Source organism: Microcoleus sp. PH2017_35_SFW_U_B (genome assembly GCF_020737865.1).
Taxonomy (GTDB): domain Bacteria; phylum Cyanobacteriota; class Cyanobacteriia; order Cyanobacteriales; family Microcoleaceae; genus Microcoleus.
In genome coordinates this window covers 21,427-41,886 of sequence record NZ_JAEQDE010000124.1, presented here as the reverse complement: position 1 = coordinate 41,886, position 20,460 = coordinate 21,427, and the positions used below count along the sequence as shown (strand labels likewise).

General features: G+C 47.4%; 14 protein-coding genes. 6 read left to right on the top strand and 8 right to left on the bottom strand.

The window, feature by feature from the left end; genetic code table 11:
* The 5 genes from JGK36_RS29405 to JGK36_RS29385 form a co-directional block, all read right to left on the bottom strand.
* On the bottom strand, positions 1-445 hold a 445-nt coding region (locus JGK36_RS29405; protein WP_293189243.1), incomplete at its 3' end, for a dihydrofolate reductase family protein.
* A gap of 82 nt (positions 446-527) precedes the next feature.
* The gene (locus JGK36_RS29400) at positions 528-1,082 is read right to left on the bottom strand and encodes a Uma2 family endonuclease (RefSeq protein ID WP_293198051.1); all 555 of its coding nucleotides are present in this window, start codon (positions 1,080-1,082) and stop codon (positions 528-530) included.
* Between the two features lie 25 nt (positions 1,083-1,107).
* The gene (locus tag JGK36_RS29395) at positions 1,108-1,392 is read right to left on the bottom strand and encodes a hypothetical protein (protein ID WP_293198048.1); all 285 of its coding nucleotides are present in this window, start codon (positions 1,390-1,392) and stop codon (positions 1,108-1,110) included.
* Positions 1,393-1,519: 127 nt separating this feature from the next.
* Positions 1,520-3,892 (bottom strand): hypothetical protein, encoded by a 2,373-nt coding sequence (locus tag JGK36_RS29390; RefSeq protein ID WP_293198045.1) that lies wholly within the window; start codon positions 3,890-3,892, stop codon positions 1,520-1,522.
* On the bottom strand, positions 3,885-5,924 hold the full coding sequence (locus JGK36_RS29385) for an ATP-binding protein (RefSeq protein ID WP_293198043.1): 2,040 nt from the start codon (positions 5,922-5,924) through the stop codon (positions 3,885-3,887). The genes JGK36_RS29390 and JGK36_RS29385 overlap by 8 nt, the downstream gene beginning before the upstream one ends.
* Positions 5,925-6,578: 654 nt before the next feature.
* On the opposite strand from JGK36_RS29385, the gene JGK36_RS29380 reads away from it, so the two are divergent.
* The 6 genes from JGK36_RS29380 (at position 6,579) to JGK36_RS29355 (ending at position 15,568) form a co-directional block, all read left to right on the top strand.
* Complete coding sequence (locus JGK36_RS29380) at positions 6,579-6,881, top strand: photosystem I reaction center subunit IV (RefSeq protein WP_293185507.1); 303 nt, start codon at positions 6,579-6,581, stop codon at positions 6,879-6,881.
* A 35-nt stretch (positions 6,882-6,916) separates the two neighbouring features.
* A complete protein-coding gene (locus JGK36_RS29375; protein ID WP_293185508.1) occupies positions 6,917-7,876 on the top strand; it encodes a DNA-formamidopyrimidine glycosylase in 960 nt (319 codons plus the stop codon).
* A gap of 309 nt (positions 7,877-8,185) precedes the next feature.
* Positions 8,186-8,401, top strand: coding sequence for an NAD(P)H-quinone oxidoreductase subunit O (locus JGK36_RS29370; RefSeq protein ID WP_293185510.1), 216 nt, complete (start codon positions 8,186-8,188; stop codon positions 8,399-8,401).
* A 177-nt stretch (positions 8,402-8,578) separates the two neighbouring features.
* Positions 8,579-9,532 carry a malate dehydrogenase gene (mdh, locus tag JGK36_RS29365; protein ID WP_293185511.1) on the top strand — a complete coding sequence of 318 codons (954 nt, stop codon included), beginning with the start codon at positions 8,579-8,581 and terminating at the stop codon, positions 9,530-9,532.
* Positions 9,533-10,401: 869 nt separating this feature from the next.
* A complete protein-coding gene (locus JGK36_RS29360; protein WP_293185513.1) occupies positions 10,402-10,527 on the top strand; it encodes a hypothetical protein in 126 nt (41 codons plus the stop codon).
* 481 nt (positions 10,528-11,008) lie between these two features.
* A complete protein-coding gene (locus JGK36_RS29355; RefSeq protein WP_293185514.1) occupies positions 11,009-15,568 on the top strand; it encodes a PAS domain S-box protein in 4,560 nt (1,519 codons plus the stop codon).
* A 176-nt stretch (positions 15,569-15,744) separates the two neighbouring features.
* Here JGK36_RS29355 and JGK36_RS29350 read toward each other — a convergent pair whose 3' ends face one another.
* From JGK36_RS29350 to JGK36_RS29340, 3 genes are all read right to left on the bottom strand, one after another.
* Positions 15,745-15,930, bottom strand: a complete 186-nt coding sequence (locus JGK36_RS29350; protein ID WP_293185516.1) for a hypothetical protein — start codon at positions 15,928-15,930, stop codon at positions 15,745-15,747.
* 102 nt (positions 15,931-16,032) lie between these two features.
* The gene (locus tag JGK36_RS29345) at positions 16,033-20,010 is read right to left on the bottom strand and encodes an EAL domain-containing protein (RefSeq protein ID WP_293185517.1); all 3,978 of its coding nucleotides are present in this window, start codon (positions 20,008-20,010) and stop codon (positions 16,033-16,035) included.
* 234 nt (positions 20,011-20,244) lie between these two features.
* Positions 20,245-20,445 (bottom strand): hypothetical protein, encoded by a 201-nt coding sequence (locus JGK36_RS29340; RefSeq protein ID WP_293185518.1) that lies wholly within the window; start codon positions 20,443-20,445, stop codon positions 20,245-20,247.
* Between the last annotated feature and the right edge of the window lie 15 nt (positions 20,446-20,460).

Genomic DNA, 20,460 nt, shown 5'->3' with positions numbered 1-20,460 from the left:
ATTCATCTATTGTGGAACGGGCTTCTAGCCCGTGCTCAGCAACAGGCAAGATGCCTGTTCCACAAGACAATTCATCTATTGTGGAACGGGCTTCTAGCCTGTTGCTGACATCTGTATCATTTCCAGTCAGCAACCAGCGGGGAACCGGTTGCTGGAAAAATCGCCAGTTGGGGTCAAATTTGCGCGATCGCGAACACACAATTTGCACCGGTTGTGGGGGCTTTCCTTGCAGTTTCCTTTGTTCTAGCAAATCGGGTGAAAAGACTCTCAGAGTGGTTCCATAGGCGCGTAAAGTGCCGTTTCCGAACAAAACTGCGTCACTGGCGGCGACTTGTTGTTCGAGGTGAGATTTGTCGTTAGCTGAACCGAATCGGGCGGCGGTGAGGGCGGTATCTGTAATTTTGCCATCGGCACTCATGGCGAGTATTACTGTTGTGTGAATCATTCGATTTGGGATTTAGGGTTCGGGATTTTAGAATACAAAAAACCCAGCGGTTGAAATCGCCGAGTGTTTCTACCTCATTTACCTAATTCCCGAATAAACGATCGATCGCAACTGAAACATTTGGAAAAGCGAGGGGATTAATATTACCGTGAGTCAGAGTTTCTCTGAATTGATAGCCAGCATCGGTAGGATCTCGAAACACGATTAATTCCATAGTTCGCAAATTGACAACCCAATACTCGGCAATCCCGGCGGCGGCGTAAATTTTGTTCTTAATTCCCAAGTCTTTAGTCAGAGTAGAATTGGAGTATTCTATCAGCCAAAAGATGTTTTCTGGATAGGGATGATGTTCTCGATAATTTTGTCCCAAACGTTGAATTACAGCGATATCTGGTTCGGGTTCGGAGTTGTTAAGTGGCAAGGTAATGGGCTTACCTTGTCGCACTTTAGCCCGATCGCCTAGCAAGTAAATTAGGTACTCTCCAGCCTCATCGCTACAGTAAGCATGAGATTCTCCTTCGGGAGCCATTTCGATTATTTCTCCACCGATTAGTTCAGCTTTTCGCCCTTCCAGAATGCCGGCTGCAATGATGCGGTGGTAGTCTGCAACCGTCCATTTTACAGTTGTGACGCTCACGGCGATTACTCCTGTGTTTTTATTGTTATTTTACAGTCGATCGCACATTTCTCCCAAAAACCCGATCGCCCATCAACCCAAAAACCCGATCGCCCATCCACCCAAAAACCCGATCGCCCATCAATCCAAAAACCCGATCGCCCGTCAATCCAAAAACCCGATCGCCCATCCACAAAAAATGCGATCGCCCATCCACACAAAAACCCGATCGCCCATCCACCCAAAAAGCATAAACCCCGGCGGTTGAAACCGCGGCTACACAGACAAAACCCGCCTCCGCGGGTTGAAGATTTACCCGATGATTTTCCATCTCCGAATACCCTCTTCGTCCGCGGAGGCGGACATTGTTTGTGTAGACGCGGTTTCTAACCGCCGGGTTTTTTCCGAAATACTTCCCTACAACCCACAGATGTGGACAAAAACCTCGCTGTCAACTGTCAACTGTCAACTGTCAACTGTTTAACTCCCTCCAATCGCAGGAAATGCACCCGGCCCGATCGATCGCCCGCTACAACTGTCACTCCATCAGCGGCGATCGCACAGCACATAAACGCACCATCTCCGCTGAAACTAGCAACCTCATTGCCACTAAGCAAATCCCAGACTTTGAGGGTGTTATCGTCTGAAGCTGAAATTGCTAGTTTGCCCTCGGATGCGATCGCCACTCCATTTACCCAGCTAGTATGACCGGTGAGGGTTCTAACTTCGGTACCTGTCTCGGTGTCCCAGATTTTCATGGTTTTATCCCGTGAAGCGGAAATCGCTGTTTTGCCGTCTGGTGCGATCGCTACTGCTGTTACACTGTGAGTATGACCGGTGAGAGTTATCAGTTCCCTACCGCTGTTTATGTCCCAGATTTTGAGGGTGTTATCCGCTGAAGCCAAAAGGTTGTAATCCCCTGAAGCCGAAATCGCTATGAGGCCGTCTGGTGAGATCGCGACGGCAAATACCTCCTGAGTATGACCGATAAGAGTTCTCAATTTCCTGCCACTGTCAATGTCCCAGACTTTTAGGGTTTTATCCCCTGAAGCGGAAATCGCTGTTTTGCTATCTGGTGCGATCGCTACTCCCCATACCTGTTGCGTATGACTGGTGAGAGTTCTCAATTTCCTGCCACTGTCGATGTCCCATATTTTCAGGGTTTTATCCCAGGAACCGGAAATTGCTCGCTTGCCGTCTGGTGCGATCGCGACTGCTGATACCATATCAGTGTGACCGGTCAGAGTTCTCAGTTCCCTCCCGCTGTCTGTGTCCCAGATTTTGAGAGTGCGATCCCTTGAAGCCGAAATCGCTGTCTTGCCGTCTGGTGCGATCGCGACTGCATATACCTCCCGAATATTACCAGCAATAGTTCTCAATTCTCTGTCGCTGTCTATGTCCCAGATTTTGAGATTGCTATCGTTTGAAGCGGAAATTGTCGTCTTGCCGTCTGGTGCGATCGCGACTGCTGTTACCGCATAAGTATGACTGGTGAGAGTTCTCAATTCTCTGCCGCTGTCGATGTCCCAAATTTTTAGGGTTCTATCCCTTGAAGCCGAAATCGCTCGTTTGCCGTCTGGTGCGATCGCGACGGCAAGTACCACACCAGTATGACCGGTGAGAGTTCTCAATTCCCTGCCACTGTAGATGTCCCAGATTTTCAGGGTTTTATCGCCTGAAGCCGAAATCGCTCGTTTGCCGTCTGGTGCGATCGCGACTGCATTTACCGATGCAAAATGACTGATGAGAGTTCTCAATTCAGTGCCACTGTCGATGTCCCATATTTTCAGGGTTTTATCCGCGTCCCAGATTTTCTTATCGCCTGAAGCCGAAATCGCTTGTTTGCCGTCTGGTGCGATCGTGACTGCTAATACATAACCAGTATGACCGGTGAGAGTTCTGATTTCCGTGCCGCTGTCGATGTCCCAGATTTTCAGGGTTTTATCCTCTGAAGCCGAAATTGCTCGTTTGCCGTCCGGCGCGATCGCTACTCCCCATACCTCGCCAGTATGACCGATGAGAGTTCTGAGTTTCGTGCCACTGTCGATGTCCCAGATTTTCAGGGTTTTATCCCCTGAAGCCGAAATTGCTCGTTTGCCGTCCGGTGCGATCGCTACTCCCCATACCTCGCCAGTATGACCGATGAGAGTTCTGAGTTCCGTGCCACTGTCGATGTCCCAGACTTTTAAGGTCCCATCCCCTGAAGCTGAAATCACTCGCTTGCCATCTGGTGCGATCGCGACTGCTTTTACCCCGTCAGTATGACCGGCAAGCGTCTGAAGCGCACCCTCATTTGCCCTTTCTAGATTAGCCTTCAAAGGCCGCAGCCAAGGAGTATTTTTCGACTGCTTTGCTTGTTCTAGCATAGCTTGAATGTCATCAGGAGACGAGATTTTTTCCGTCACTTGTTTGAGAGGTTTACGAGGGGAAAACCTAGAAATTAATGGTAAATACTCCCAAAAATACTTAGATTCATCTATAATCATAGTTATTTCATCAGGTAGCAACCTCCCCAACAATTGCCCAGCCAGTTGCGTTTTTTCCCTTTCCAAAACGTGCGCCGACTTCCTAATTGCCCCCTGAATCAAATTCAAAGTTTCAGTTTGCCCCTCCGACAGCAAAACATCAGAAACTCTCGCCAAATCGTAATCCTCAATTAACTCTTGAACCCCCACCGCATCCAACTTCGCCTCAATAAAATCAAAATCCGTCAACAACTGATGCAACCGTTCCCCTTGAACACTCTGGGCCAAATGCCCAGGCAGAGTTTCCAAAGCATAAAGCCGCTTTTTCGGCGACAGTTTCCCCAACCGTTCTTTAAACTTACTCATCGCCGTACAAATCCTCCCACAAATTATCAGAAATCGCCGTTTCAATATCCCGCAGCGACACCCCAGCTTTCTGCACCACATCTATACGATGCAAAAATCTTTGGAAACTCGCGTGATAGATACTGTAATCGGGAGGACTATCACCGCTACGCCGCAGAAACTGTTCCCAATCATCCAGAACTTCCTGCACATCCAAAGCATCTTCCTCAGCAAAATCAGCCAAAATATCGCAGCAAACCGGCTTGCGAGTTTTCGTCAACAAATAAATCACCTTCAACTTCCGGCGGCGCAATTCTTTATCTTTAACCGCCATTTCCATCCGCGCCCAATGCTTCTCATAATATCCTTCCAACTCCCTCGGCAAATCTTGCAAATTCACATCGCTATACTTGCCGCTATCGATATCATTCAGCACGTAGCGCAGGTACATAAAATTATTCTGGCTTTTTTCCGCCACCGCCGCCACAAACTGTTCGCGCTGCAAATTTTGACGGTTAATCCAACTCTGAATAGACGCGCTGTTGCTGGTGCGTTTGTCAATATAAACCTTGACATCTGCCAAACTTTCTGCACTGTACTGCATCAAATCAAAAACCTGATGATTTGGCAAAGGCAGAGTTTTCGGCTGCTTCGACACAATAAAATAAACATTATCCGGCAAAGCATCTGGCAAATACAAAACATTGCTGCCGCGCCCCTGCAAATTCAAATCCACTTCATCCAGGGCATCGACGACAATAATCAACTTTTTTCCGCCCAATTTAGCGCTGACTTCCCCCAACAATCGACTCAGAAAATTGCCATCTCTCGTCGCATTTTCCGGCAGTTGCGGATAATTTAGTTGATAGCGTCGAATTAACTGAGTGCAGGCATTTTCCAGAAATTGTTCGGCGCGGACAATGCCTTGAGATTGCGAGTTAAAATGGGCGACGCAGCGCCGCTTCAGCAGCAGCACTAACTTCGCCATAATTGAACTTTTGCCGACACCCGGATCTGCTTCTAAAACAAAATAGCCTTTGCGATTGTTCTGCAAAAATTCGGCAATTGCTGCAAATACAAATCGCCGTCCAGTAAAGTCTTGAGTCCGGTCTGCAATAATCGTTTCGCACTCGTAGGGAAGCGGCAATCGAGGCGCGGAAATATCAACAAATCGTTCCAGCAAATTCTGAATCTGCGCCAAATCATCGCGGATTCCAATTTCTATGGATTCCAATTTCACCATCACTTGACAAATCTGCTGCTGTGTCGCCACGGCTTCCAATTTTTGCAGAATCTCCCCATTTTGCAGCCCCAAATCTCTCAATTCAGTCAAAGCAATTTGGTGCAGATTCAACAGCATCGCTGCAAACTTTTCGCCTCCCTTCGCCGCATCCAGTTTCAGCACTTCCCGGTACGCTTTCGGAAAAGTTGCATACAGTTTGTCCGCCACAAATTCCACGATTTCCGCATCGAAGGATTTGCCCTCGGTGGCGGCGAATTCCCCCAGGAAACTTGCCCAATCTGCTGGTGTCAATCCGGTAACGCGATCGAACTCCTCGGCATCGGCAGAAAAAATCCCAGTTAGCTGCTCTTCTGAAATCTGTAAACCCCTTGACAAATCGGCTGTACTCGTGTTAATATCCAGCCAGTATTTGGGAGTTTTCTGGGCTAATTTATCTAAATCCCTGGTCGAGAAATTTTTGCTAAGGGCTAGTGCGGTAAACTTAGGTGAGTTAGTAGCAACCTCTCTCAAAATATAGCCGATCGCCTCACCCGCAGCCTTAGTCAAATCATGATTGTCCAGAATATTGGGATTTTTTGCCAGTTTTTCCGTCATCCGATTTCCGAGGTCATTCGCCGCGATATTCCCCGCAATACTAGCTGCAATCGTTGCTAAAATAGAAATCCCCCCAACCGTTGGATTGGCAATCGCACCCAATGCTGCTGTCACACCCGGATTGGCGATCGCGCTGGCAATCATTGGCGCAACACCCATCACCGCACTGCATCCAATTACCCTAACTTTAGTATTAGCTAAATCTACTAACGACATAATTTAAATACTTCTCATACTTTGGAATAGTTTAGCGCGGCGAGATAATTAAATACAAGGTTAATTTACCGCCTTTAATATCAGCTATTCAGTCGTCTTTAGACGACTTTAGCTGTGAGACAGGGGTTTTCAACCCCTGGCGGCCCCAGCAACTAGCTGAGGGCCTCCGCCACCCCTGGCGGCCCCATTGGTCAACAACCAGGTCAAACGTAGTCACAGACTGCTGTTTACCCCCGAGGCCAGATCCCCCCTTAGCTTGCCCCCTACTCCCCCTTAAGAAGGGGGGGACAGGATTCCAATCAAAGTCCCCCTTCTTAAGGGGGATTTAGGGGGATCTGGCCTCAGCAACAAACGAGAGATACAAAAAAGGGTTCCAGGCTTAAGTTGACAACAAACTGGCCGCCCCGCTCTCCTATTTGTAAACTTTTTTGTCAACCCGATCGCACAGCTTGTATTTAACGGATAATGTCTGTTTATTTATTTTTGTCCCCCAGCGATCGCCCTCAAAACAACTTTACTTTTCTTTACAAACCAACAACCAAAAGACGGCGCCGAACACAATAATTTCGTTACAGACTTTAAATGCGACGCGCGATCGACTAAAGTAAAAAAAATGGCTTTATCCGTTTATTCATCGCAAAGGAAACAAAGCTCATGGTTCAACGCGGTTCGACAGTCCGGATTCTCCGCAAAGAATCCTTCTGGTATCAAGAAGTGGGCACCGTTGCTACGGTAGACCAAAGCGGCATTAAATACCCAGTTATCGTTCGCTTTAGCAGCGTCAATTATGCCGGCGTCAACACCAACAACTTCGCCCAAAGCGAATTAATCGAAGTGTCAGCACCCAAAGCCAAAGCCAAAGCACCAGCAGCACCAGCAGCACCAGCCGCAGGAAAGGCACCAGCAGCAAAAGCAGCAGCCAAACCAGCAGCACCAGCCGACGGCGCTCCTAAATAAGGCTAACCAAATAACTAGACTCAAGAGCGCTAATTGTGCCAGAACTGCCAGAAGTAGAAACTATTTGCCGGGGTTTGAACCAACTTACCCTCGATCGCGAAATATTGGGCGGAGACGTGCTGTTACATAGCTCGATCGCCCGCTCAATCTCTGCGACCGATTTTTTGACAAAACTCAAAGGAAAGTCGATCGCATCTTGGTACAGGCGCGGCAAATACCTCCTGGCAGAACTATCGCAATGGAGAGGGGGAGAGGGAGAGAGTGGGAGATCGGGAGAGGGGGAGAGGGGGAGAGTGGGAGAATTCTCACCTCAAACTTTCAGTTCTTCTCTTCAATCTTCTTCCTTCTCCCTTCTGCCCTCAAATGCTGGCTGGTTGGGCGTTCACCTGCGGATGACCGGACAATTGCTGTGGGTAAACCAATCCGAACCCCTACCAAAACACGCCCGAGTCCGCCTATTTTTTGCAGGAAACCAAGAATTACGCTTTGTAGACCAACGCACCTTCGGGCAAATGTGGTACGTCCCCGCAGAAACCGAGGTTTCCAGTACAGTCACCGGCCTCAAAGTCCTAGGCCCGGAACCGTTTTCCGACGAATTTACCACAGAATATTTAGCCCGCAAGCTGCACCGACGGGCGCGACCAATTAAAACAGCATTGCTAGACCAGTCACTGGTAGCGGGTTTGGGCAATATCTACGCTGACGAAACTTTGTTTTTGTCGGGAGTGATGCCGACAACTCTGTGCGCTGATTTGACAGAAGTGCAAATCGATCGCATTCATACAGCTATTATTCAAGTTTTACAGCAGGCGATCGCCTCCGGCGGCACCACTTTTAGCAATTTTCTCAACGTCCAAGGCGTCAACGGTAACTACGGTGGCGTCGCTTGGGTGTACAATCGCGCCGGTCAACCCTGTCGTACTTGCTCAATGCCGATCGAAAAGATAAAATTAGCAGGGCGATCGACTCATTACTGCCCCGCCTGTCAGAAATAACCAGGAAGGTACGTTCCTCGATCAAAGAGCGCTGAAGCGCAACTACGTACCTAATACGCAGTGAAGCGCAACTACGTACCTAATACGCAGGAGGGTACGATCATCGATCAAAGAGCGCTGAAGCGCAACTACGTACCTAATACGCAGGAGGGTACGATCACCTTTGTTTTTTACCAAAATATTTGCTCCAAACCCTCAATCTCAGTTCAAAAACCTGGTTTCTTGCTTCGAGTGCATCAGTTATATCTACTATTAAAGCCAAATCGGCATTAAAATTTGTATACTTTTATAAATGAAACAGAGCAAATTATGGCAATCAAAAAAGGTAGCATAGTCCGCGCAATTCGCGAGCAACTCGAAAACAGCCTAGAAGCCCAAGCCAGCGATCAGCGCTTTTCCTCCTATCTATTTGAAAGCAAAGGCGAAGTGATGGATGTTCGCGGCGAGTACGCCTTCGTCAAATTTGGTAAAGTCCCCACCCCCAATATTTGGCTGCGCGTAGACCAACTCGAAGATTTTAAGTAAACTCACAGTTATAGACGTAACTCTTAGGTACGTTGTTGCGCTTGGGCGCTCTTTCATAGATCGAAGAGCGCCCAAGCGCAACAACGTACCCACTCAAAGGTAACGTAGATTACATACAGTGCACTCGATCGCACTTAAGCTCATTCTTAAAATCTAAAAGTTAGCATCTAAAATCGCATGAATCCCCCATCAACCCGCGTATCAATTATTGGTGCAGGCAAAGTCGGTAGCACCTTAGCCCAACGAATTGCCGAGAAAAATCTAGCAGATGTAGTATTGTTAGATATCGTCGAAGGTTGGCCGCAGGGCGTTGCTTTGGACTTGATGCAAGCAAGGGGAGTCGAACGGCACGATCGCCAAATTGTCGGTACAAATGATTATATAGATACAGCCAACTCAAATATCATCGTCATTGCCGCCGGTATCCCCCGCAAACCCGGTATCAATCGCGAAGATTTAATTAAAATCAATGCTCAAATTGTCACAGAAGCTGCCAAACAGGCGATCGCCCATTCCCCCGAAGCAATCTTAATTGTAGTCACAAATCCCCTAGATATTATGACATATCTAGCCTGGGAAGCTTCCGGTTTGCCAAAACACCGAGTCATCGGTATGGGCGGCATTCTCGACTCCGCCCGCTTTCAAACTTTTATTGCCATGGAATTGGGCGTTTCCATTGCCCAAGTGTGCGCCACAGTCATCGGTTCCCACGGCGATTTGATGGTTCCCTTACCGCGCTATTCCACAGTCAACGGCATTCCCATCGCTCAACTGATGGATGCAGGGGCGATCGATCGCATCGTACAGCGGACTCGCCACGGTGGCGCCGAAATAGTAGGATTGATGAAGAATTCTAGCGCCTATTTTGCACCCGCATCTTCCGCCTGTTTGATGGTAGAATCAATTTTACTCAATCAGTCGCGACTCTTGCCTTGCTCAGTTTATTTGAACGGTCAATACGGCGTGCAAGATATATTTTTAGGTGCTCCCTGCCGCTTGGGATATCAGGGCATCGAACAGATACTGGAACTCGAACTTAGCGATGCAGAAAGAGCCGCTTTTCAGGATTCTGGTAAACTGGTTTTGCAAAGTATTGAGGAAGCCGAAACCATACTGAAGAATGCTGGTTAAGCAAGTCAGCAGAAAGTATCCGGCTTGTGCACCCGAAAAAATGTACAGCCTCAATATTTCGGGTGAGACAATTTCATCAATAAGACTTACGCAGTCTCGACTAAAAAAGCCCGGTTGATTATTTTTACCCCTCTTGATTTTCTCACTTAATTATTATGTTAAGAAACTAGGTTTCTGTCTCAGCCCCGATTTAACCTAAAATTCCTTGACTTTAGCCTAAAATGTGATATAGTTGAGTAATATATTGTATCAAAAATGTTAACCAACCCAACAAAAGCGCTCAAAAGGAAATAAAGTCTTAGAGCATCGGTTTTGTTGGTTTAATTTAAGCAGAGCCTACAACGAAAACCAACTGGTTGACCGGAAAACTCAGCTCGAATGAGGTGGATTTCAATAAGTTTAATAAATAGAAGCGATATCATAAAATAATTTGAAGGCCCGGCAAATCATCGAAATGATTCCATAGCTCCAAAATCTGGATTAAACCGAATTTAAAACAGATAAGTTGAGAATTCGAGAAAACCAGAGAAAACTCAAGAAAAGCCGATCGCCTAAATTCAAACAAATCTTCATAGAGGCACTCCCAACAGGATATTCGATCGCCAAACTTAGGACAATATCAATCGAGTTTGCGATAATCAGAAAAAGGTGATAATTGCAACCACAGGCGATCGGAAAAAAATGTCAAGATTAGTTCAGGACTCTGGGCGCGCTTGCGCCGTGAAACCGGGTTTCTGCTTTTCACTTTCGGAGATTCCCTGATTTAATTACCTTAAGATACCGGGTTGATGATTCAACAGTTGACAGTTGACCTGGGACAGTTGACAGTTTGAGAGCGACCTTTACCCTTAAGTCCGAGGATTGGAGTAATGAATAGTCTGATTTTAATTTCTCCCGCTCAGGGAGAGGCTTTCAACCAATTATTTCTGGTAAAACTCTCAATTATTGACAATTTATGCACTCTTCCCATCACCGATCGCCCGTTTTTACAGTAAATATACCAAGTTAAGCTCCTGGTTCGACCTCCCAATCTAGAAAAAATACGGAAATGCAGCGCGAGTAGCTGCTAAGTGCTAGGAGAAGGAGGAGAATTTGCCCTCTGCTTTTAGATTTACAGCAACCGCGCCCATCAGGGTTAGGACGTTCTCGCATGGCACAAACCCTTGCGTTCGATTGTTTCTTCACTTCGCTCAACTGTCAACCCTTATCTAAGCCAGCGAAGCTTTCAACTGTCAACTCTTCTCTAAGCAAGCTGTCAACTGTCAACTATCAAACGATTTTGGATTTTGGATTGGGGATTTTGGATTGGGGATTGTCAACTGTCAACTGTCAACCCTTATCTAAAGCGGGCAAGCTGTCAACTGTCAACTGTCAACTGTCAACTGTCAACTGCTATACCAGGCTCAACTTGCAGAGCGCTATTGGGATGCTATGTACCTCGATACCAAACCGCAAAATAACTAAACAAATAACAATATGTTTCATGAATATTTGTATCAAGAAGTAACCGACTTGCGCCAAAAGCTAGCTCACCTAGAAAGAGAAATGCAGTCTCAAACCTGGTTCAAAAAGCTGCAAGCGCTGATGGGAGTGATTGGCAAAATTCGTCAATCCTTAGACTTAGAAACAATATTCAAAATTACAGCCACCGAAGTTCGGCAACTCCTAAATGCCGATCGAGTCGCCGTTTACCGGTTCATTCCCGAATCCGACTGGAACGACGGCGAAGTAGTATCAGAAGACGTACTTCCCCAATTCAGCCCATCCCTGGGTGCAAAAGTTCACGATCACTGCTTCGGCGAACAATTTGCAGCCAACTACGCCAAAGGTTACGTTCAAGCAGTCAGCGACATCTACAAAGCCCGGTTGAGTCCCTGTCACCTCAGAATCCTCAAGCGATTTCAAATCCGAGCAAACTTAGTCGTACCCTTGCTACAAGGGCAACATTTGTGGGGATTGCTGTGCATTCACTCCTGCGGTCAACCCCGCGATTGGCAGGAAGACGAAATCGAATTTGCCAAACAAGTAGGAGAACATTTAGCAGTTGCAATTTATCAGGCCGAATTGCACTCGCAAACCCAAAGACAATTAGCAGAAATCGAATCGACGCAGCAGAAACTCCGCGACAGCGAGCAAAAATATCACCAAATTCTCGACTCGATCGCCGATATGGTATTAGTCAAAGGCCCAGAATCGAAAATCGTTTGGGCAAATCAAGCATTCCGCGACTATTACGGCATGACTGAAGAGGAACTTCAAGGCATTGTAGACGCACCTTTCTCCAATCCAGACAATACTCTCCAGTACATCAAAGATGACGCTTTCGTATTTGAAACCGGACAGACTCTGCAAATTGCCGAAGAACCGGTGACGCGCCACGACTCAGAAGTGCGACTGTTTAGCACAGTCAAAGCACCCATCCGCAACGAAGACGGCCAAATTACAATGACTGTCGGCGTCTCCCGGGACATGACGGAACGCAAAGCAGCAGAAGAAGCCGTCAAAGCCAGCGAAGCCAAATACCGTCGTTTGGTAGAAACCTCCCAAGACATGATTTGGTCGGTAAATGCCCAGGGGCGTTTCACCTTCGTCAACGCAGCAGTTAGATATATCTACGGTTACGAACCAGCAGAAATGCTCGATCGGCCTTTCTCGGACTTTATGACACCAGAACAAAGCCAGAAAGATTTAGAAGTTTTCGCCCGCCTCAAGGCCGGAGAATCAGTTTTTCAGCACGAAAGCACCCAAATCGCCAAAGACGGCAGCATCAAACATTTGATGTTCAATGCCATAGCCCTGTACGACGACAGCGGAAACGTCCTCGGCACCACCGGTACAGCCACCGACATTACCGATCGCAAACGGGCAGAATCCGCCTTGCAACACGCAAACGCCGAACTAGAGCGCAGAGTAGAAGCCCGTACCGCCGAACTGCAACAGACTTTTGCCGCCCTCAGTGTCAGCGAAGCCAAGTTCCGGACGATCGCAGCCACCATCCCCGGAGCTCTGTTTCAATTTTGCAGCCGCGATGGAGTGTGGAGAGTTGACTATATGAGCGATCGCATCGCAGATATAGCCGGCATCACCGCAGCAGAAATGATGGGAAACATCGCCTCTTTCATTTCCCACGTCCACCCCGAAGACCTCGAAAGCTTCATCGCTTCCATCAACGAAGCCGTTGAAAATACCTGCCTGTGGCACTACGAAGGGCGGTTAGTCAAGCCCGATGGCGAGATTCGCTGGTGGCAAGGCGACTCAATTCCCACCCGCAGCGAAACCGGCGAAATCGTATTTTCCGGTGTATTGCTCGACATCAACGATCGCAAAGTTGCCGAAACAGCCATCCGAGAAAGCCAGCGACAGCTACAAGAAGCCCAAAGACTAGCCCACGTCGGCAATTGGGAACTAGATACAACAACGGGAACCGTCACTTGGTCAGAGGAACTCTTCCGCATCCACGGACTCGAACCAGCGGCCACAGCACCCAGCCGAGAAGAGCAAATCGCTCTGATCCATCCAGAAGATTTAGAATTTTGGCATACAGAAGTACAGCGGGGAGTTGACTTCGGCATCCCCTTTGATTTTGACTTCCGCGTTTACCGCCCCGACGGTACCTTGCGACACCTCAACACCCTGGGCCGCGCCGAAATCGATGCCAGTGGCAAGGTGCTAAAATTGTTCGGCACGGCGATCGACATTACCGATCGCTTCCTTGCAGAAGAAGCCCTGAGACAAGCAGCAGCCGAGTTGGAAGACAGAGTGAGCGATCGCACTGCCGAACTTTCCCAAGCAGTCACTCAGTTAGAACAAGAAATTGGCGATCGAAAACTTGCAGAAGCAGCGGTGCAAGTTTCCGAACAAAACCTGCGAACAATCTTTAACAATGTCTACGATGCTATCTTCATTCACGATTTAGAAGGAAACATTCTCGATGTCAACAATCGAATGTTAGAAATGTACGGAGTGAGCCAGGAACAAGCAACAAAATTATCAATTATCAACGACTATTCAAGCGGCGATAATCCCATAGAACAAACGGCAGAACTTTGGGCTAGAGTATTAGCCGGCGAAACAGGTCGCATGGAATGGAAAGCGAGGCGTCCCAACGACGGTTCAACTTTTGATGCAGAAATTGCCCTGTCCAAAATCAATCTTAACGGCAATGTTAACATCATTGCCAACGTGCGAGATATTAGCGATCGAAAACAGGCAGAAGCAGAACTGCAACGCGCTCAACAATTTATGGAATCAGTCCTCAAAACCATACCCGTAGGAGTAGTTGCCAAGGAGGCCAAAGAGTTGCGATTTGTACTGTGGAACCCCGCAGCCGAAACTTTGCTCGGTTTCAGTGCAGCAGAAGTTATGGGCAAAAATGATTACGACTTTTTCCCCACAGAACAAGCTGATCTTTTCACCGCCAAAGACCGGGAAGTGCTCGACAGCGGGCAGATGGTAGAAATCGCCGAAGAAGATATTCAAACAGGCCAAGGAGAATCGCGGATATTTCACACCAAGAAAACAGCAATACTCGATGCTGATGGCACACCGCAATATCTATTAGCTGTCACCGAAGATATTACCGATCGCAAACTAGCAGAAATTGCCTTGAGGCGATCGTCCGCCCAACTCAAGCAGCAAGCCGATCGAGAAAAATTGCTCAACATTCTCACCGCTCAAATCCGCAATTCCCTCGACTTCGACAGCATCGTCACAGTCGCAGTTCAGGAAATTCGCGCTTTCCTGAAGATCGATCGCTGCAACTTTGCCTGGTATCGCGAAGACGGGGAGGAGCCTTTCTGGGAAATTATTAAAGAATCTCGCCACCCCCAACTTCCCGATTTAACAGGTCCCTATCGGGCTTCAGATTTTGGCCCCGTTGGAGAACAAATATTGCATATGGAAATAGTGCGGCTGGATGATGTCGAAACAGTCGCAGATCCTGCTTGGAAACAAACCATTCGAGGGATGGGCTACCAATCTGTATTAGCCATCCCCATGCAGGCACTTTCCGGGGTAATGAGCGCAATTACCTGCTGCAACAGCAATGTTGTGCGGCCCTGGAGCGATAGCGAAGTCGAATTGTTGCAAGCGATTACAGTTCAATTGGCGATCGCCCTCAACCAAGCCGATCTTTACGCCCAAACTCGCAATAAAGCTCGCGAATTAGAGCAAACCTTGCTGCAATTAACCAGCGCTCAATCGCAGTTAATTCAAAGCGAAAAAATGTCATCTCTCGGTCAACTCGTCGCAGGAGTTGCCCACGAAATTAACAATCCAGTTAACTTTATTTACGGCAATCTCAGCCATGCTAACGAATATACTCAAGACTTGCTGCACCTGATCGAACTTTACCAAAACTACTATCCCGATCCGGTGCCGGAAATTCAACAGGAAGTCGAAGCAATTGAACTCGAATTTCTAATGGATGACTTACCGAAACTGCTTTCGTCAATGAAAGTCGGTGCAGACAGAATTCAGCTCATCGTTGCATCTCTACGCACATTCTCCCGCATGGACGAAGCAGAAATGAAAGCCGTCAACATCCACGACGGTATAGATAGCACTCTGATGATTTTGCAGCACCGGGTCAAAGCAAAACCCAATTATCCCGAAATAGAGGTGATCAAAGAATACGGTCAATTGCCGTTAGTAGAATGTTATGCCGGACAGCTAAATCAAGTATTTATGAATATCTTGAGCAATGCTTTAGATGCTTTGGAAGAAAGAGATGCGCGGCTTTCTGTCGAGCAAATGCGGGAAAATCCCAGCTCGATCCGCATCTGGACTGAAATGCCAAAACCCGATCGAATATTAGTTCGGATTGCTGACAATGGCCCGGGCATGACAGAGACTGTCCGCAATCAACTTTTTAACCCATTTTTCACCACTAAACCTGTGGGGAAAGGCACTGGGATGGGCTTGTCAATTAGCTATCAAATTGTTACAGACAGACACAACGGCTCGTTGAAATGCACTTCTGCGCCGGGAGAGGGTGCCCAATTTGCGATCGAGATTCCGCTCAAAGCTAATCGCTAATCATAGGTACGTTGTTGCGCTTCAGCGCTCTCGATCTATGAAAGAGCACTTAAGCGCAACAACATACCTAAAAGTTAATTTCTAGGTATCTCATTCCTAACCGCTTCTAACAACCTATCTAAATCTACTCATGAACAGCAAAACTAGAGTCAGTCCAAGTCTGCGGTGTAACTTCCTCAATGTAAAAAGTAGCGCATCACTGCTTGCTTACTGCTCGGCTTGGGCTCAACAGTAGGCTTGACCACAATTCCCCAGTTAGAGTTTGCGACTTTGAGGTAAAAATATTGAATTGTAGTTAATGATTCATTCGTGCCTGGTGTTTGTTCGGTTGTCACACCAACTAAGCCGGGAGCAACTCGCATGAATCAAGCGCAAATGAATTATACAGCTATTGTCACCAGTTTTCAAATTCTGGGTAAATGAGTAAATTTAGGTAGAAATAGACAGATTTCTTGAAACAGATGTTAACCCGACTTGATATTGCCCAGATTTATCAGCATTTCTGTCACTGCGCCACTGTCCAAAGGTTTAGAAAACAAATATCCCTGAGCTAATTCGCAGTCGAGTGCCCGAAGCTGGGCTAACTGTTCGGCTGTCTCCACACCTTCGGCGATCGCATTTAATCCCAAATTGTGAGCCAAAGTTACGATCGCCCGCACAATCTGCAAAGGCTGACCCCCGCCGTTGCCGTTTTCGATCGCCCCCAAGCGACTCACAAAAGATCGATCGATCTTCAGCGTATCCAGCGGAAAGCGGTGCAAGTAACTCAAAGACGAATAGCCCGTACCAAAATCGTCGATCGACAATCGAATATTTCTACCTTTTAATTGGGCGAGTACAATATTAGCCTTAGCCACATTTTCTACGATCGCGCTTTCAGTGATCTCCAATTTCAAACAACTCGGAGCGCAGCCAGTTTCTGCCAAAATTTCATCTATATGTTCAATTAAATTCGCCATTCCTAACTGCTTTGGAGAAAGATTGACGCTCATTGTTAATTGTGAAGGCTCGACAATTGGTAACTGGAAATTGGGAATTGGGAATCGCGAATTGGTAATCGCGAATTGGGAATCGGCAATCGGTAATTGGTAATCGGGGATTGGTAATTGGAGATTGGAAATTGGGAATTTTTTCCCTCTTCCCTCTTCCTTCTTCCCTCTTCCCTCTTCCCTCTTCCCCCTTCCCTCTTCCCTCTTCCTTCTTCCTTCTTCCTTCTTCCTTCTTCCTTCTTCCATCAACATTTCTTGCCAAACGCGCAATTGTCGGCAAGCTTCGCGCAGCACCCAGGCTCCCAGAGGCACGATCAAGCCTGTTTCTTCAGCTACAGGAATAAAAGTAGAAGGCGGTACTAAACCCCGAATCGGGTGCTGCCAGCGCACCAAAGCCTCAAAACCTTCGATCGCACCGCTGGCGAGGGAAAAAATTGGTTGGTAGTGGACAATAAAGTGCGAACATTCATCCTTACTTTTCCCTAATTCCTCCTTGCCAAAAATAGCTAATCGCAGGTCTGTTTCTAACTGCAAGAGGGAGATAGTTTGGTCGTGCATCGCCAAATTAAACACCTCGTGGCGGGCTTTACCCAAAGCTTTAGCACGGTACATAGCAATATCAGCATCGCGCAGGAATTCTTCGGGATGGCTGTATAAAGCACTCTGCTGGCCGTTCAACTCGTCACTTTCTACTATTCCTAAGTCACCTCGACTGAAAACAATCCCAATGCTAGCGGTGGTAAATACTTCATGCCCTTCGAGGTTAAACGGAATCTTCAGTTCTGTTTGTATCCTGTTAGCTGCTAGGGTGGCGTCGCTGAAGCTCTGAATGCGGTCTAGCAGAATGGTAAATTCGTCTCCCCCCAACCGGGCGACTGTATCGGAAACGCGCACGCAATCCTGAAGCCGCTGCCCTAGGGCAATTAGCAGTTTATCCCCAAGAATGTGTCCTAAAGAATCATTAACTATTTTGAAGCGGTCTAAATCTAGGAACAGGACGGCAAATTTGTAATCTGGGGAATGTTTGGAACGGCGGATCGCTTGTCCTAGCCTGTCGATGAACAAAAGGCGGTTAGGTAAACCCGTCAGCGAATCGTGAAAGGCGCCGTGCAGTAGTTGCTGTTCTACTCGCTTGCGCTCGGTGACATCTCTGATAATAATTTGGGCGGCGGCTGAGCCTTGATAAATAGCAGGGATGCCGGCAACTTCAACGTCTATGATTTGTCCGTCAAGCCGCATCAATTTTTCTTCGGCAAGCTCGATCGGCTGATTTTCTTCCTCGACTTGTCTCATCCGTTCTCTGGCTTTTTCGACATAGTTTGGATGAACGATATCTAATACCGGAAAGCCGATGAGCTCTGCCGGAGATCTGGCGCCGAGGAGTTTAGCGCCAGCGGCATTGATGTAGACGATTTTTCCTTGACTGTGAACGGCGATCGCTTCGGGAGATAGTTCTACTAAACGACGATAGCGTTCTTCACTTTCTTGGAGAGATACTATCAGCTCGCAGCGCTCTTGTTCGGCTCGCTGGCGTTCGATTTCCATTCTGTGAACTGCCAGAAATTTACCGATGCTTTGAGCCATCAGTTCTATGATTTCTCTGGCCTGCGATTCAAAATTTTTATGTCGGGCTTTTTGCGAACAAAAGCTCAAAGTACCATAAATTTTATCGTTGACAAATATCGGTGTGCCAATGTATGATTCTATGTTCAAATCTTGATAAACTTGATGGTCGCCAGTTTTCAGTATTTCTTTGATGTGAGAACACGCCATGGTTTTTTTGGATTTGATTACTGCTGCACAGTAAGTATCGCTAAGATTTAATTTTAAGCCTTTGTTAAAATATTTGATGTTGCTTTTGACGGAGCGAATCAGAAAAGATTGACTTTCAACTTGAGCAATAATACCAATAGAGAGTCCAAAAATTAAACAGCCTGCTGTCAGATAATCATCAACCAGTTCTTGAAAGTTTTGATAGTGATAAGTTGTAATCCGGTGCAAATGTTTGAGGTTGGCACTGAATGTGGCTAAATCTTGAGACTTTAAAAATAATTCTTCTTCCGAGCGCTGGCGGTCTGTAACATCGGTTTGAACTCCAATAAAGTGAGTTAAGTGTCGCCGAAAATTGTATACGGGAGCAATAGAAAGTTCGTTCCAAAAAGGTGTTCCATCTTTCCGAAAATTACGCAAAATCACTTGGCATTCTTTCCCTTCTCGAATGGCAGTTTGCAGCTCTTTTGCAGCGGGGCAATTGGTATCTTTTCCCTGTAAAAATCGGCAATTTTTACCAATTAATTCCTCTCTGCTATAACCGGTGATCCGCTCAAAACTGGGATTGACATAAATAATTGGATTATCTGCAACTGTGGCGTCGGCGATCGCAATGCCGTTGCTGGTACTCTCGATCGCCCGTTCCATCATTTGCAAGCGCTCTTGCGATCGAATGCGATCGATCGCCGCAGCTAACAGATTGGCGATCGCTTCTACAAAATAAACGTCATCCTGGTTAAAAACGCGCTCTTGCTTGCTGTGTACCCCCAAAATGCCCCAGACAGCCGACTCAGCAGTCTTCCCAGGTTCTGCTTGTCCCCAGTTCTTTTTCGCCTGTCCTCGATTTCCGGGAACGATCGCAGTGACGCCGCTGACAGCCTGGTGGTTGTGCAGCAGTGGCGACTCGCTAAAGCGGGTTTCTACTCGCAAATCTGCGACGATTATCGGTTCACCAACTAGCAATGTGTAACCTGCTTGCGATCGACTAGAAGCGGTAACAGTAGCGTTACCGACAAGTCCGGGCTGCCAGCCAATCCCCGCTCGCAACAGAAAAGCATGGCCAGAAGGCAACAGTTCCAAAAACTGGCAATACTCGACATCTAGGGTTTGGGCAATTAACACCGCAGCTTTGTCCATCAGTGCGGACAAGTCTGTTTCGGCTAGGGCCTGCTGTCCCAAGTAGGCGACGGCCGCTTGCTGGCGGGCCCGCAAGTGGATTGACGCCAGCAATTCCTGCTCTTTAGCGGCGGCTAGCTTGCGCTCGGTAATGTCGCAGAACACCGACAGCACAGTTTTTTCCGACAGTAATGTCAAATACCGCATGGATACAGTGGCCCAAAACAGGGTACCGTCAGCTTTTTTGAGGCGGACTTCTGTCTCGCGGACGTATCCGTTGCGAGCGAGATCCTCCAGTAGTTGCTGCCGTTCTGCGGGATTGTTGTAGAGGATGGAGGCTGGCTGGTGGTCGATCGACTGAAATGCTCTCAGGCCGAAAGCCTGACGGCATAAATCGTTGCTATAAAGAATTATGCCGTCAGGTAGACTGCTGACGATCATGGGCATCGGCATCGAATTGGCGATCGTCAGCAGCAATTCTTTGGTTTCTTGCAATTCTTCGTACAAGTCTGGCTTGGCGGCACAGCCCTGACAGTCTTCACCGTTTTCAGGGATAAAACTTTCCATTTTTGAATTGTTCCATTGAGCAGGTAACTTTTTTTACCAGAAAAAATTGGTTGAAAGCCGGAACACGAGTGAGGGAGAAATAAAAATCAGACTATTCATTACTCGAATCCTCGGACTTAAGGGTAGAGGTCGCTCTCCTTCGGTCAACTGTCAACTGTCAACTGTCAACTGTCAACTGTTGAAACTTGTGGTGACTGATGATTGCATATGTAGAGAACGATCGACAGTGCCCCACTACATTAATCTTAACCAAAACTCATGCAAGTCAGCTCCCCAAAACTGCTCGGATCGAGTTTTAGGTGGAATGCCAGTGGCGATCGCATCTGTCTCTGGTAAGAAAATGTAGAGTTTCTGAACTTGCGTTAAATTTTCATGTATGGCGGGGTAGCTTGCCAAATATGCAGCGCCAGCCCCTAATCTAAAAAGTAATGCCATCTGCAAACAACTACC